Origin of the sequence: Candidatus Sulfotelmatobacter sp., assembly GCA_036500765.1 — a bacterium.
In the GTDB taxonomy this organism is placed as follows: domain Bacteria; phylum Acidobacteriota; class Terriglobia; order Terriglobales; family Acidobacteriaceae; genus Sulfotelmatobacter.
On the sequence record DASYBM010000017.1, the window covers coordinates 279,993 to 294,179 of the forward strand.

Sequence of the window (14,187 nt, forward strand, 5' to 3'; positions counted from 1 at the left end):
GACCGGTCGGTCGGGAGAGCTAGTATATCCAATTGTCTGGGAGATTATGCATGAAAAATTCAAGTTTAGCGGCGGCAGGAAACGAGTGGCGCACTGCGGGCATCCTGGCTCGGATGCCCGTTCAGCGGCTGAATCCGATAATCATGTAAGGCGCGTGCGCGGCCCTAAAGGGCCGCTCTTCCACAGTACCCTTTCCACGGCACCCCGTGAGGGCCGAAAACCGGCCACCCTTGCGGCCTCCGAAGCTTTACGCGCGGGCGCCGACCGCCGCGGACTCGGGGGCTGGGATTGACTTGTCCTCGCCGTTGGGCTTGGGCTGACCGGGCTGTCCGCCTTTGCGGATGTCGATGCCGCCCTTAAAAAATGCGCCGTCTTCGATGGAAATTCTGGCGGCGATGACGTCGCCGGTGAGGGAGCCGTCGCTGCGAATATCGACGCGATCGCTGGCGGTGAGATTGCCGCGGACTTTGCCCAACACAACGATTTCGCGGGCGTTGATGTTGGCGGCGACGACGCCATTGCGTCCGACGGTGACGCGGTTGCCTGCCAGGTTAATGGAACCCTCCACGCGACCGTCAATGTAAAGCGACTCGGAGCCGGTGACTTCGCCTTTGATGACGAGGGACTTGCCGATGGTGGCTTGGTCGGCAGTGGTAGTGGTGACCGGCCGGGGCTGCACGGGATCAGCGGCGGCCATAACGGGCGCGCTGGGGGTAGACGAAACGGGGCGCTCCGGCTCGGCGGGGCGAGCAGGAGTCTGGGGCTGATTGGTCGGCTTCCACATGGGGTAAAAGTTCCTTTCCTAGTTGGGATTAGGGGTCACTGGCCGCACTTTGGTGACCAAAAGCGATTGTACTCCCCTGTCTCAAAGTGGGCGCTGTGGAAAAGCCTTTATTTGCACTCTTTAGTTCCTCGGATGGTACCTCGTTTAATACTTATTCGGGGCAGGGGCGATGGGATTCGGCAGCATCATTTCTGCTCGTTGCAATGTAAGGAATCCGGAAATAGCTTTTGACCGTACCCTTTTCGTGGGGATGGGCGTTATGCTGTCAGAGTCGAAGAATTATCGAAGACGTGAGGGGCGCGTCTAAATTGTAATTGTGAAGACGTGGGGTCCGGGAAATTTCGATCGATACTGGAGCCAATTATGTCAGAGCCAACTGTGGTGAGTGGATTGACGATCGCGCGGCCGGAGCCGGGCGAGTATGCGCCATATTATGACCGCTACATTTCGCTGGTAGCGGGAAGCGACATACTGAGTACGCTGGACGCGCAGAGGCGGCAGATGATGTTGCTGCTATCGGGGCGCAACGAGAATGACGGAAATTTTCGTTATGCGGCGGAAAAGTGGAACGCCAAGGAAGTGCTGGGGCATGTGTGCGACACGGAGCGCATCTTTGCGTATCGGGCGCTGCGGATTGCGCGGGGGGACCAGACGCCGATGGAAGGGTTTGAGCAGGACGATTATGTGAAGAATGGTCCGTTTGCGCGGATATCGCTCGAGGAGATTGTGGAGGATTACATCGCGGTGCGGCGGGCAACGCTGACGCTGTTGCGGAATCTGGATGAGGCCGCGTGGATGCGGCGCGGCGTGGCGAACAAGAATGAAGTGACGGTACGGGCACTGGCGTACACGATCGCGGGGCATGAAGTGCATCATCTGAGGATCTTGGAGGAGAAGTATTTTCGGCGGTAATACTTCAGGCGTTCTCGCCAGGGATGTACACAGCTGGGTGTCATAGTCGTTAGTCGTTAGTCGTTGGTCGTTAGTCGTTGGTCAATGCAGTCGTGATAGGTGAGAGAATTGTCGCTAGTCGCGCGTTGGTCGCTCGGACGTTGAGATGGCTGGTGTCGTCGAAAGGCAAACGACCAACGACTAGCGACCAACGACTGCCTTTATGCTCTCCGAATCCATCATCCTCAAACATATTGCGCGACAGACTAAGCGGGCGGCGGGGTTTAAGCAACTCGTGCGCGAGTTGGGGTTGCATGGGGACGAGCGGCGGGAACTGGATCTGCTCCTGCGGAAGATGGTGACGCGCGGGACTTTGATTCAGGCTGAGTCGGATCGTTATGAATTGCCGCAGGCGGCGGCCGACAAGAATTTGGTAGCGGGACGACTGTCGATGCATCGCGACGGGTTTGGATTTGTGGTTCCGGATGCGAAGTCGTTGAACGCGTCGCTCAAGGCGCGGCTTACGGGCGACATATTTATTCCTCCACATTTGATTGGAAACGCAATGCACGGGGATCTGGTGCTGGTGGATGTTGCGAACGTGCGTCCGGATGGGCGGGCGGAGGGACGGATTGTGCGGCCGGTGAGGCGGGCGCATCCGACGGTGGTGGGGATTTTTCATTATGCGAGCCGCGGCGGATATGTGCGGCCGATCGACAGCAAGATTACGCAGGAGATTTTGATTCCGGCGGGGATGGAAAGACCGGAGGCGGCGCATGAGGATAGAGCAGACAAGACCGAGATCCCTCGCCCCGCTGGAAAAAACGCGGGGCTTTGGGATGACAACCAGAAAGAGGGTAGACTTGCGAAGGCTGCGAGAAAGAAATCTGTGGATCGGGTGTTGGGGGATGAGGTGGTGCGGCGGACTTCCTGGGACGACTTGGAGGGCGTGGTCGTCGATGTAGAGATTACGGATTGGCCTTCGCCTACCTCGAACCCGCGGGGGCGGGTGATTGAGATTCTGGGGCGGGAGGATGATTTCGGAGTCGATGTGGAGATCACGATCCGGAAATATCACCTGCCGCATCATTTTCCCGAGGCGGCGCTGCGCGAGGCACAGGATACGCTGGCGGTGATTCCAGCGGCGGAAGTGGCGCGGCGTCGGGATTTTCGCGGGCTGCCGATTGTGACGATCGATGGGGAAACGGCACGCGATTTTGATGATGCGGTGCATGTGCGCATGCTGCCGAATGGAAATTTTGAGTTGCACGTACACATTGCCGACGTGGCGCAGTATGTGACGGAGGGGTCGGCGCTGGATCAGGAAGCGCGGTTGCGCGGGACCAGCGTTTATTTTCCGGACCGCGCGGTTCCCATGCTTCCCTTGGAACTTTCTACTGACATTTGCAGTTTGCGGCCGCAGGTGGAGCGGCTAGTGCTGTCGTGCGTGATGGAGATGGATCATCGCGGGGAAATTGTGGGGTACGAGTTGTCGGAGGGCGTGATCCGGTCGGCGGAGCGGATGACGTACACGCTGGTGAATGCGGTGATCGAGGGCGATGCGGCGGCGCGCGAGCGCTATGCGCCGTTGGTTCCGACGTTTGAGTTAATGCGCGACCTGGCGCTGATTTTGAATCGCAAGCGGCAGCGGCGGGGGTCAATCGACTTTGATTTGCCGGAGCCGGTGATCGAGTTCGATGAGAACGGGCTGATGAAGAGCATCACGCGGTCGGAACGCAACATCGCTAATCGGTTGATCGAGGAATTTATGCTGTCGGCGAATGAGTGCGTGGCGCAACATTTGGAATCGCGGGGCGTGGGGTCGTTGTATCGCATTCACGAAAAGCCGGACGCGAAACGCGTATACGACTTCGAGGTGATTGCGGCGACGTTTGGATATTCGCTGGGCGTGGGGGCGCTGCCGATTCATCGGGTGCAGATGAAGGCGGATCGGCGCGCGGCTTATGGGACGGGCAAGCGGGTGCGGGAGATTGAGGTGCCGAAGGATGTGCACATCACGCCGCGCATGTATCAGAAGCTGACGGAGAAAATTGCAGGCAAGCCGGAGGAGCGGATCCTGAGTTATCTGATGCTGCGGTCGCTGAAGCAGGCGCGATATTCGGAGGAAAATCTGGGGCACTTTGCGCTGGCGGCGACTTCGTATACGCATTTTACGTCGCCGATTCGGAGGTATCCGGATTTGATTGTGCATCGGGTGTTGAAGAGCGTGTTACGTCAAAACCCCCACCCTTCGACAGGCTCAGGGCAGGTTTTCTCGCAAAGTACGCGAGAAATGGGGCACCCGGAGTCTCATGAGAAGGCTTCGCCTTGGTCGAAGCGGCGATTGGGCGGCGGTGACGGCATGCGGGCGGGAGTGCCCGTGCCACGCGAGTTGGGTGGGCCGATTGGGATTGAGGAGCTGCATGAGATTGCGGAGGAATCGAGCCGAAACGAGCGCCGGGCGGCGGATGCGGAGCGGGAGTTGATGGAGGGGAAGAAAGTTAAGTTCATGGCGGATCGCGTGGGCGAGGAGTTTGAGGGGCTTATCACGAGCGTGACCAAGTTTGGATTTTTTGTGGAGCTTACGGATTTGTTTGTCGAGGGGCTGGTGCCGTTGAATACTTTGAACGACGATCGATACACGTATCACGAGAATACGCGGGAGATTATCGGGCAGCGGTCGCGGAAAATTTACAGCTTGGGGCAGAGGATTCGGGTACTGGTCGACCGGATCGATCCGGTGGAGAAGAAGATTCAGTTTGCGGTGGTCGAGGAAGAGGTGGTGCGGAAGGGGAAGCGGCGAAGTCAGAAATAGCTCGAAGGCGGGGAACAATTTCCCGAGCGAAACGACTTATATGTCGGTTACTTGGCCTTGTGCATCTACTAACGCAATGTAAATGCCGGCATCATGGGCCCTTGCGGCCATCGCCGTCGCGAGCCGGAGGGTGGTTTTTGTATTAGGAACCACGGCCACCTGGCGGCCGCCTTTTGGCTTCTGCATTAGTTGGCCGATCGCTTCAAGGAGGCCCTTCCGCAGACGCGATGTCTGACCAGCATGTGACGTATTAACAATTCCGCCTTTGCATTCCGCCAGGACCGTAAGCGCCTCTGTGCTTGCTGTAACATCCCCCAGCCCTGGCCTAGGGTCTACGACTACCGTTTGTTGCCCGCGTACGTACGTTCCTCTGTAGAGCGTTATGCCAAGCTGTTCATCCCGACGAGAAAACCCATGGGTCAAAAGCCAGGCCGCAATTTCGAATTGTTTGCCGTGCACGCCGTCAGGGTGTATTTCAACGGTTGTCACGCCAGGTAGCGTTCTCAGGAGATGTTCGGCGTATGCGAGCATTACGGCGGCTTCGGGAAGGTATCTTTCCATCGCCGCATCACACTTGCTGTGTCGTTTGTCCGGTGGATCGCGCTCGATTATCAAGTCGTCAAACATAGTGTGCCTCTAAGCTCCCAGGGCTTTTTGAATTTCGGCGGCGATGTTGGCCGTGAGCGCGCGCATTTTTTCTTCGGATTCGGCTTCAACCATTACCCGTGCTAACGCTTCGGTGCCGGAGTAGCGTACTACTACGCGGCCGTTGCCGTTGAGGTCGCGCTCGGCGGCTTCGATGGCGGATTGGATGGCGGGGATTTGGGCGAAGGGGATTTTTTCGCGGACGCGGATGTTTTGAATTTTCTGGGGGAGGACTTTCAGGTCGGCGATCAGGTCGGCCAGCGATTTTCCGCTGCGGACGACGATGTCCATGAGGCGAAGAGCGGTTAACAGGCCGTCGCCGGTGGTGGAATCGGTGTCGCGGAAGATGATGTGGCCGGATTGTTCGCCGCCAAGAGTGGCGCCAGTCTTCAGCATTTCTTCGAGGACGTATTTGTCGCCGACGTTGGCGCGCAGCATGCGGATGCCCGATTTCTTCAGCGCGATCTCGAGGCCCATGTTCGACATCGTTGTGGAGACCACCGTGTCGGCCTTCAACTTTCCTTGCGCGTGCAAGTCGCGAGCGGCGGCCAGGAGTACGCCGTCGCCGTTGACCACGCGGCCGGAGGCGTCGCAGAACAGGGCGCGGTCGGCGTCGCCGTCGAAGGTTACGCCGAGATCGAATTTGCCGGGTGATTCCGCAACCATTTTCCCCAGCGTTTCCGGGTGCAGCGCGCCGCAGCCTTCATTGATGTTCTTGCCGTCGGGCGAGACGTGGATGAAGGTCGCCTGAATTTTCAGGTTGCGAAATAGTTCCGGAGCTTCGGCTGTGGCAGCGCCGTTGGCGCAATCGACGAGCACGCGCAATTTGCCGAGATCGGAGGAGACGCCGGCGGTGAGCGAGTGGACATAGGCATGACGCAACTCGGCTTCGCCGGGAAGAGATGGTTTGGGAATCTTGAGCGCGGTATCGTCGGCGGAGGATTTATTTTCGAGTTGGGCGAAGATTTCTTTTTCGATGGCAAGTTCGCGGGCGTCGGTGAGTTTGAAGCCGTCCCCGGAAAAAACTTTGATGCCATTATCGGTCCAGGGATTGTGCGAGGCGGAGATGACGACGCCCGCGGACATGCCTCGCGAGCGCGCGAGATAGGCGATGCCGGGAGTGGTGATGACGCCGGCGCTGTGGACTTCAACGCCGACGGCCGCGAGACCTTCGGCGACGCGGTCGGCGATCCAGCGGCTGGATTCGCGAGTATCCTGGCCGATGACGGCTTGGGCTTTCTGCGTGGTGCGCAGCAGGTCGTGGCCGAGGGCGCGGCCGATGAGGTAAGTGCTCTGTTTGGTGAGCGGGAATTCTCCCGCGATGGCGCGGATGCCGTCGGTGCCGAATAATTGCCGTTGGGTCATAAGAAGACTTTCAAATGAAGAATAACGATGATAAATGAGTGGGCGGCCCGCGGGGGCTGAAGCCCGCTCCGATCTCACGCCTCTACGCGGCCCTGAAGGGCCGCTCTTCCACGTGCGCCCGCTCTCCTACGTCATCGCCGTCAGTTCGGCGGAGTTACGGGTGGTCGGATCAGCGGATGAACGATTTTAGTGGGTAGGGGTGGTACCGGGTTTTTCGACGATGACGGTTACGCGGATGGAAGTTGTCTGGACGACCTGGACCAAGGGATCGGAGACGTAGACGTTGGTGGTGAAGATGGCGCTGCCGCGGGTTCCGGTGGCGTCGATGGGGTCGGTGGTGGCGGCGTCGATTTGTTCGACATGATGGCGGGGGCCGCTGATGGTGACTCGCGGCGGATCGGCGACGGTGTCGATGTGTTCGCCCTCGGTAAAAATTCCGGTGACACGGGGATGAATCTCGACTTCGCGGGTCAGACGCGTATCGAATGCGAGGTGCAACTGGCTGGGGACGACTTGCACGACGGTGATGCCGCGGGGATGGCGGACCTGTTGCGAGGTGAGATCAAAGGTGCGTTCGCCGGGCTTCACGTCGGCCAGTTCGATTTCGGCGTGGATCTCGTTGGTCTGCAACTGGCGAATGACGCGCTCGGGGCCGCGCACGCGGATCTGGGCTTCGGGAATCATCTCGGAGCTGATTTCGAGATGTGAGGGGACGTGCTGAAAGACGATAGGGGCGCGTACGGCGACTTCGGCGGGCTGCTCGTCGGGAGAGATCAGAAACCACATTCCCGTGGCCAGCAGGAGGGACAAGAATTTCAAGCCGAAGTTGTGGAAGAGGTAGCGCTGGAAGAAGGCGATCATGGCTGAGACTCCGATTCGGCCGCGGGTTCGGACTTGCGCGGGGCGGGATCGCGCAGAGGAGAATCGAGTAGGGCGTCTGACTCGTCGTCGGCCTGCGCGATCGTAGTGGGCAGAGTGACCGGCGCCATGTAGCGGCGCAGTTCGCTGCCGAGGCGCTCACGCAGTTGCTCGACGGTCAGGTCGCGCTCGATTTTGCCGCCGATGGCGAGACTGATGGCTCCGGTTTCTTCCGAGCAGATCACGGCGATGGCGTCGGTTTCCTCGGTGATGCCGATGCCGGCGCGGTGGCGGGTACCGAGTTGGGTGGACAGCAGAGGATTCATGGACAACGGAAGAAAGCAGGCGGCGGCGGCGATGCGGTCTTTTTGAACGATGACGGCGCCGTCGTGGAGCGGAGCGCTGGGGCGGAAGATGGTGGCGAGCAGATCGTAGGAAAGGCGGGCGTCGAGGGGGACACCGCTTTCGATGTGGGTGCGCAGTCCGATTTCGCGTTCGATGACGATGAGTGCGCCGGTTTGGTGCTGGGAAAAAAGATTGGCGGCGAGGACGATGTCGTCGTAGGAATCGCTGTCGGTGGAGGAGCCGCCGAGGAAGGTCATGCGGCGGCCGAGATCGGCGAGCACGTGGCGGATCTCCGATTGGAAAACGACGATGAGCGCGAACACCAGGTAGGGGAGTACATGGCTTACCACCCAGTTCAAAGTGGTGAGTTCGCCAATGCGAGCCAGGTAGAAAATTACGGAGACGACGACGAGACCTACGAGCATGGGCGCGGCGCGGGTGCCGCGGATCATCACGAGGACCTGGTAGATGAGGAGGGAAACCAGGAGGATATCGAGCGTGACCCATGCGGCTTGCGTCCAGGATGTGATGACGGGGATCACGCGAATATTGTAAATGGAGCGGGATTGATGGAACGGATTCGGTTATTGAAACGCCGGTCGCTCGTCCGAAGGGTCTCCTCGCGGAGGTCCGCTCCGGGGACGGCCGGGGCGGCTGTCCCCACATATTCTTTTTCTTTATAGCCGCCTTTTGAGCTTTAGCCGGGCTTCTTGGTTATTGCGGCTTGAATTTCTCCGTGGGCCAGGCGGGCGGTGATTTCGTCGCCGAGGTTCAGATTGTTCGCGTCTTTCAGGAGGTTGCCATTGGAGTCGAAGACCAGGGCGTAGCCGCGCTCGAGAATGGCCAGCGGCGAGAGTGATTGGAGGGCGGTGTGAAGGCGCTCGCTGCGAACGCGGTATTGGAGCAGGACGTTGCGCATCACGGCGACCAGCGCGGCGGTGCGGCTGTCGAGCTCTTTGCGGATGCTGGAGAGAACGAGGCGCAAATCGTAGTGGCGCACCGCGGCGGAGACTTTTTCCCAGCGGCGCAGCATTTGCTCGAGCAATTGCCGCTGGGCGAGTTCGAGGCGGTGGGTGAGATCGTCGAGCTTTTGCTGGCGCTGGTGGATGAGTTCCATCATGCGGGCGAAGGCGCCGTGCTGCGCGAGTTCGGTGAGGGATTGACGGCCTATGAGGAGGCGATAGCGCATGGCGCGACTGAGGCGGTCAGATAAGGCGGCTACGTGGTCTTCAACTTCCTGACGGGAACGGATTACGAGTTCCGCGGCGGCGGAGGGTGTGGGAGCGCGCAGATCGGCGACGAAATCGACGATGGTGAAATCGGTTTCGTGGCCGACGGCAGAGATCACGGGAACGGAGGATGCGGCGACCGTGCGAGCGAGGGATTCATTGTTGAAGGCAGCGAGATCTTCGGCGGAGCCGCCGCCTCGGGCGACGATGATGACATCGACGTTGTCTTGTTGGCTGTCGTCCTGATTAAAGAAACGGACTCCGGCGGCGACTTCTTGTGAAGCCGCATCCCCTTGGACCTGAGCGTGATAGATGAGAACGTTCACGGAGCGATGCCGACGCTGGAGGACGTTGAGAATGTCGCGCAGTGCAGCGGCCTGGGTCGAGGTGACGATGCCGATGCGCGATGGAAGTGCGGGAATTGGCTTCTTGCGCTCGGAGGCGAAAAGGCCTTCAGCTTCGAGTTTGGCTTTGAGTTGCTCGAATGCGAGTTGCAGGGAGCCGGCGCCTTTTGGCTCGATGTGTTCAGCGGAAATTTGGAGCTCGCCGCGGTCTTCATAAACCGTGACACGGCCGCGGACGACGACTTGCTGGCCGTCGGCGGGGCGGAAGCGAAGCAGGCGCGCCGCGGAGCGGAACATGACGACGCGAATCTGCGCGTTGCCGTCTTTCAGCGTGAAATAGAGATGGCCGGAGTCGGGAGCGCGGAAGTTGGAAATTTCGCCTTCGACCCAGGCGTCAGAATATTCGCGCTCGATGTGCGAGCGGACGGCGGCGACCAGGTCGCGAACTTTCCAGAGGCGGCGCTCGGGCGGGCGAAAGTTGAATCCCATCTGGTCGGCGAGGGACATGGGGGAAGTGTAACGCAAGAAAGAAAGCTTCTAGCTCCTAGCTTTTAGCTTGGAGCCAACGCAAGCTCAGTCTTCGTTGATCTCACACGCGCGGCGTCGTGCCGAAGGCTATAATCCTGCGCATGAATCTTGAACAAAAAGTTGCGGAACTGAAGAAAAGAAATCAACTTGCCGAGGAGGGTGGCGGGGCGAAGCGGCGCGAGCGGCAGCACAAAGAAGGCAAGATGTCCGCGCGCGAGCGGGTTGAGTTTTTGCTCGACGAGGGAACGTTTGAAGAGACCGACAAGCTGGTCACGCATCGGTGCAATGATTTCGGCATGGCCGAACAGAAGATTTATGGCGACGGATTTATCACGGGTTACGGGCGCATCGAGGGGCGGCTGGTGTATGTGTTTGCGCAGGACTTTACCGTGTTCGGCGGGTCGCTGTCAGAGACGAATGCGGGGAAGATTGTGAAGATTATGGATCTGGCGGCAAAGATGGGCGCGCCGGTGATTGGATTGAACGATTCGGGCGGAGCGCGGATTCAGGAAGGCGTGTTGTCTCTGGCGGGATATGCGGATATTTTCTTGCGCAACACGATTTACAGCGGCGTGGTGCCGCAGATTTCGGCGATCATGGGGCCGTGCGCGGGAGGGGCGGTGTATTCGCCGGCGATTACGGATTTTGTTTTGATGGTGGACAAGACTTCCTACATGTTCATCACCGGGCCGGACGTGATCAAGACCGTGACGCATGAGGAGGTCACGAAAGATCAACTGGGCGGCGCGATGACGCACAACGAAACTTCGGGCGTGGCGCACTTTTTGGCGCACGACGATGCGGAATGTTTGTCGATGGTGCGGGAGCTGTTGAGTTTTTTGCCGTCGAATAATCTGGACGAGCCGCCGCGGAAGGCGTGTACGGATCCGATTGATCGGGCGGATGCGGCGCTGGATACGATGGTTCCGGCACAGTCGAACCAGCCGTATGACATGAAAGATGTGATTCATGCGGTGGTCGACGATGGCTATTTTTTCGAGGTGCAGGAGCATTACGCGAAGAACATTGTTGTCGGTTTTGGGCGGCTCGATGGACGGCCGGTGGGGATTGTCGCGAATCAGCCGGCGATGCTGGCGGGGACGCTGGATATTAATGCGTCGGTGAAGGGGGCGCGTTTTGTGCGGTTTTGCGATTGCTTCAACATTCCGCTGGTGACGTTTGAAGATGTTCCGGGATTTCTGCCGGGAACCGCGCAGGAGTATGGCGGCATCATCAAGCACGGGGCGAAGTTGCTGTATGCGTTTGCCGAGGCGACGGTGCCGAAAGTCACGGTGATTACGCGGAAGGCGTATGGCGGGGCGTATTGCGTGATGGCGTCGAAGCATATCCGTACCGACGTGAATTATGCGTGGCCGTCCGCGGAGATTGCGGTGATGGGGCCGGAGGGCGCGGTGGATATCGTCTACAAACGCGAACTGGATGGAGCGGCGAATCGCGAGCAACTGCGGCGCGAGAAGATCGAAGAGTTTCGCGACCGGTTTGCGAATCCTTATGTGGCTGCCGATCGGGGATTTGTGGATGCGGTGATCCAGCCGCGGGAGACGCGCAAGAAATTGATTCAGGCGCTGGCGATGCTGGAGACGAAGCGGGATCGGAATCCGGCAAAAAAGCATGGGAATATACCGCTGTAGGGCGCGTACACCGACATTCCCCGAATGTTTCAGCAGATGCCGGTGAGAATTGCACTGTCCCTACAGTACTCGGTTCCTTTTTTTCTAGCTTACCCCGGACTTACGTCCGGGCTAATATATGCCGCCGCTCTGCGGCTGGGTTCTGGTCGATGCCCGCCTCGGTAATGTCCTCGTAATGTGTATCATTCACCGTGACATCAACGTCACATTCTGAGGTCCCAATGAAAAAGCTAATTATTCTTTTCGCCTTCTGCTTCTGGACGATTCCGCCGCTGGCGCAGGATTCGGCCAACTGGCTTGCGACGCTTCCTCAGGCTAAGGATTATGTCCAGCATCGTGTGTCGAGTTATGACCGGAGCGGGGGAAATGCGGATGCGCGGCAGATTGGGGCTGGGGAGACGCTTACGCTGCTTGATGAGGCGGGGCCCGGACTGATCACGCATGTTTGGATGACGATTGCGAGTGATGATCCGCATCATTTAAAGGCGCTGGTGCTGCGGATGTATTGGGACGGGGAAGCGACTCCCAGCGTCGAGGCGCCGATCGGGGATTTCTTTGGGCTTGGGCTGGGGGATTATCACCTGTATCAGTCGGCGGCGCTGGCGGTGGGCGGGGACAAGGCCTTGAATTGTTTTTTCCCGATGCCCTTTGCGAAGCATGCGCGAATTACGGTGACGAATGAAGGATCGCGTCGGACGGATGCGTTTTATTTCAACATTGACTATCGGGCTTACAGCAAGGCGCTTCCGGCGGATTCGCTTTACTTTCATGCGCAGTATCGGCAGGCGGCGCCGGCGACGGGGTGGACGAATGATTGGAAGTCGAATGGCGACCGGTTAGTCGATGGGAAGAAGAATCTGAACGGCGACGGCAATTACCTTTGGCTGGAGGCAACGGGGCGCGGGCATTTTGTGGGCGTAACCATGTCTCTCTTGCAGAATCAGGATGGCTGGTGGGGCGAAGGCGACGACATGTTTTTCGTGGATGGGGAGACACTGCCTTCGATCAACGGGACTGGGTCGGAAGATTATTTTCTGGGGGCGTGGGATTTCGGCGGGCATGCGTTTGCATATGGATTGTTTGGGGCGCCGGTAGTGGGGCAGGAAGTTGCCGGGGGCCGGTGGTCGCTGTACCGGTTTCATCTGGAGTCGCCGATTCCATTTACGAAATCGCTGCGGGCGACGATTGAGCATGGGCATGGGAATCACCGGTCGGATAACTATTTTTCGGTGGCCTACTGGTATCAGAGCGAGCCGCATGCGGCGTTTCCGGCGCTGCCTTCGCTGGAGGAGCGGGTGCCGAGGATTTATGCAGTGGGCGGGCCGGGGAACGCGGGGAAGTAAGTGGTTAGTGCACGCAGTTTGGCTGATGCGCGATGGCAGTTAAGCGGGAGATCCTTCGCTCCGCCTGAAGTGCGGCTTCGCTCAGGATGACAACGCTTTGAGAGTGGATTAAAACCACTACTTCGGGCGCGGTCTAGCTGGCTGGCCGTTTCATCTTCATGACGCGTTGGTTGTAGGCCCAGACCTGATCGCGGAGATAGGGCGGGAGGTGGGGATCTTGGCGCTCGTCGATGCGGAATCCGTTGTCCTGGAAGAATTGTTTCACTGAGTCCTTCGTTCTTAGAGCGTCATCGCCGGTCTGTTGGGCGAGGAAATCGTGGCACGAGATGCAGAGGATTTCGGTGTGGCGGAGGGTCTCGGTCATGCCGCGGATGGCGAAGCGCTCGGCTCCTTCGATATTCATTTTAAGGAATTGAATGCGCCCGAGGTTGAGCTTCGCGTGAATGGCATCGATGGTCGTGGCTGGGACCGGAATTCCTTTCGTAGAACTCAGACCGTTGGTCAAGTAAGCGGTGGAGTTGTCGATCAGGGCGGTGCCGGAACTCCGTTCAGTGACGGCCACACGAATGGGGATCACGTTCTTGAGGCCGTTGTAATGGACCAACTTTTCCAGGCAGCGGTAAGTGCGAGGGTGGGCTTCGATGCAGATGACTTTGCCGTGCGCGCCGACGGCGCGGGAAAAAGTTAGCGCCTCTTCGCCGACACCGGCGCCGACGTCGATCACCACGTCTCCGGGTTGGGGACGATAGCCCCAGAAAAAATTGGCTCGCGCCACTTGGTCCAAGTGTGTCATGTCGAGGCGGACGTAGGGTTGGTGATAGACGAAGTAGCCGGCGGTGGTGCCGTGGATCCAGACGCCGGAATCGTGGAAGACTTTGTGGACACCTTTGTTTTGGGAGCGCGCGAGATGATTCACTACGGGCGTGAGGGCGAAGCGGAGGCCTTTGCGGTCAAGCAGCGATTTCATCTGGTCTATGAGTGGCATGGACGGCTGCACTTTCTTCGCCGCTTTGCGGCTATACCGAAGGATACGGCTGTGGGCCGCCGCCAGTCTGTGACGAGTGAACAATTGCGATTGATTTATTCCCGGAGTGGGAATTTACGAGGGGGGGGATCGGGGTGGGGATGCTTCGACTGCATCGTGAGGATCGGTTCGCTCTCCTCATGATTCCGCTCAGTATGACAGGACTTTGGGGTCGGATGCAGGTCAGAGTTTAGTTAAGGGCTAAAAGCTAAGAGCTGATAGCAAAAATAAGAGTTCCGAGGTGGTGTGGGGTCCATTCGTCTCGGCCAGTAGCTCGCGTTTGACCCTTGCTCGACCTGCTCTCGTTGCTCGCCCTTGCGGGGCGCAACGCGCGATCTTCGCTTGGGCTCCGGGCTCACCGCCA

12 protein-coding genes are annotated in these 14,187 nt (G+C 59.0%); 5 read left to right on the forward strand and 7 right to left on the reverse strand.

Annotated elements, in window-relative coordinates; translation table 11 throughout:
* Positions 1-247: 247 nt before the first annotated feature.
* Positions 248-784, reverse strand: a complete 537-nt coding sequence (locus VGM18_21615; protein ID HEY3975612.1) for a polymer-forming cytoskeletal protein — start codon at positions 782-784, stop codon at positions 248-250.
* Between the two features lie 363 nt (positions 785-1,147).
* On the opposite strand from VGM18_21615, the gene VGM18_21620 reads away from it, so the two are divergent.
* Together VGM18_21620 and VGM18_21625 are read left to right on the forward strand one after the other, a co-directional pair.
* Positions 1,148-1,696: a DinB family protein gene (locus VGM18_21620; GenBank protein HEY3975613.1), complete on the forward strand. Its 549-nt coding sequence runs from the start codon at positions 1,148-1,150 to the stop codon at positions 1,694-1,696.
* A 202-nt stretch (positions 1,697-1,898) separates the two neighbouring features.
* The gene (locus VGM18_21625; protein HEY3975614.1) at positions 1,899-4,490 is read left to right on the forward strand and encodes a VacB/RNase II family 3'-5' exoribonuclease; all 2,592 of its coding nucleotides are present in this window, start codon (positions 1,899-1,901) and stop codon (positions 4,488-4,490) included.
* 36 nt (positions 4,491-4,526) lie between these two features.
* On the opposite strand, the gene VGM18_21630 is transcribed toward VGM18_21625, so the two are convergent.
* On the reverse strand, positions 4,527-5,117 hold the full coding sequence (locus tag VGM18_21630) for a hypothetical protein (protein HEY3975615.1): 591 nt from the start codon (positions 5,115-5,117) through the stop codon (positions 4,527-4,529).
* A gap of 9 nt (positions 5,118-5,126) precedes the next feature.
* A complete protein-coding gene (gene glmM, locus VGM18_21635; GenBank protein ID HEY3975616.1) occupies positions 5,127-6,500 on the reverse strand; it encodes a phosphoglucosamine mutase in 1,374 nt (457 codons plus the stop codon).
* A gap of 34 nt (positions 6,501-6,534) precedes the next feature.
* On the opposite strand from glmM, the gene VGM18_21640 reads away from it, so the two are divergent.
* Positions 6,535-6,690 (forward strand): hypothetical protein, encoded by a 156-nt coding sequence (locus VGM18_21640; GenBank protein HEY3975617.1) that lies wholly within the window; start codon positions 6,535-6,537, stop codon positions 6,688-6,690.
* Here the strand turns inward: VGM18_21640 and VGM18_21645 are convergent.
* The 3 genes from VGM18_21645 to xseA form a co-directional block, all read right to left on the reverse strand.
* Positions 6,687-7,361 (reverse strand): CdaR family protein, encoded by a 675-nt coding sequence (locus VGM18_21645; GenBank protein HEY3975618.1) that lies wholly within the window; start codon positions 7,359-7,361, stop codon positions 6,687-6,689. The two genes, VGM18_21640 and VGM18_21645, sit on opposite strands and share 4 nt — an antisense overlap.
* Positions 7,358-8,245 (reverse strand): diadenylate cyclase CdaA, encoded by an 888-nt coding sequence (gene cdaA, locus VGM18_21650; GenBank protein ID HEY3975619.1) that lies wholly within the window; start codon positions 8,243-8,245, stop codon positions 7,358-7,360. Before cdaA ends, VGM18_21645 begins: the two co-directional genes overlap by 4 nt.
* A gap of 155 nt (positions 8,246-8,400) precedes the next feature.
* Entirely contained in the window at positions 8,401-9,801 is a 1,401-nt protein-coding gene (gene xseA / locus VGM18_21655; GenBank protein HEY3975620.1) for an exodeoxyribonuclease VII large subunit, read from the reverse strand.
* A 104-nt stretch (positions 9,802-9,905) separates the two neighbouring features.
* Here xseA and VGM18_21660 point away from each other — a divergent pair, with 104 nt between their 5' ends.
* Both VGM18_21660 and VGM18_21665 read left to right on the forward strand, forming a co-directional pair.
* Complete coding sequence (locus VGM18_21660; GenBank protein HEY3975621.1) at positions 9,906-11,456, forward strand: acyl-CoA carboxylase subunit beta; 1,551 nt, start codon at positions 9,906-9,908, stop codon at positions 11,454-11,456.
* A gap of 221 nt (positions 11,457-11,677) precedes the next feature.
* On the forward strand, positions 11,678-12,799 hold the full coding sequence (locus tag VGM18_21665; protein HEY3975622.1) for a glycoside hydrolase family 172 protein: 1,122 nt from the start codon (positions 11,678-11,680) through the stop codon (positions 12,797-12,799).
* A 133-nt stretch (positions 12,800-12,932) separates the two neighbouring features.
* Here VGM18_21665 and VGM18_21670 read toward each other — a convergent pair whose 3' ends face one another.
* A complete protein-coding gene (locus VGM18_21670) occupies positions 12,933-13,784 on the reverse strand; it encodes an FkbM family methyltransferase (GenBank protein ID HEY3975623.1) in 852 nt (283 codons plus the stop codon).
* Positions 13,785-14,187: the final 403 nt, after the last annotated feature.

Excerpts from the sequence above, each read along its gene's own strand:
- VGM18_21615 (HEY3975612.1), bottom strand. The coding sequence starts at position 784 with ATGTGGAAGCCGACCAATCAGCCCCAGACTCCTGCTCGCCCCGCCGAG.
- VGM18_21620 (HEY3975613.1), top strand. The coding sequence starts at position 1,148 with ATGTCAGAGCCAACTGTGGTGAGTGGATTGACGATCGCGCGGCCGGAG.
- VGM18_21625 (HEY3975614.1), top strand. The coding sequence starts at position 1,899 with ATGCTCTCCGAATCCATCATCCTCAAACATATTGCGCGACAGACTAAG.
- VGM18_21630 (HEY3975615.1), bottom strand. The coding sequence starts at position 5,117 with ATGTTTGACGACTTGATAATCGAGCGCGATCCACCGGACAAACGACAC.
- glmM (HEY3975616.1), bottom strand. The coding sequence starts at position 6,500 with ATGACCCAACGGCAATTATTCGGCACCGACGGCATCCGCGCCATCGCG.
- VGM18_21640 (HEY3975617.1), top strand. The coding sequence starts at position 6,535 with ATGAGTGGGCGGCCCGCGGGGGCTGAAGCCCGCTCCGATCTCACGCCT.
- VGM18_21645 (HEY3975618.1), bottom strand. The coding sequence starts at position 7,361 with ATGATCGCCTTCTTCCAGCGCTACCTCTTCCACAACTTCGGCTTGAAA.
- VGM18_21660 (HEY3975621.1), top strand. The coding sequence starts at position 9,906 with ATGAATCTTGAACAAAAAGTTGCGGAACTGAAGAAAAGAAATCAACTT.
- VGM18_21665 (HEY3975622.1), top strand. The coding sequence starts at position 11,678 with ATGAAAAAGCTAATTATTCTTTTCGCCTTCTGCTTCTGGACGATTCCG.
- VGM18_21670 (HEY3975623.1), bottom strand. The coding sequence starts at position 13,784 with ATGCCACTCATAGACCAGATGAAATCGCTGCTTGACCGCAAAGGCCTC.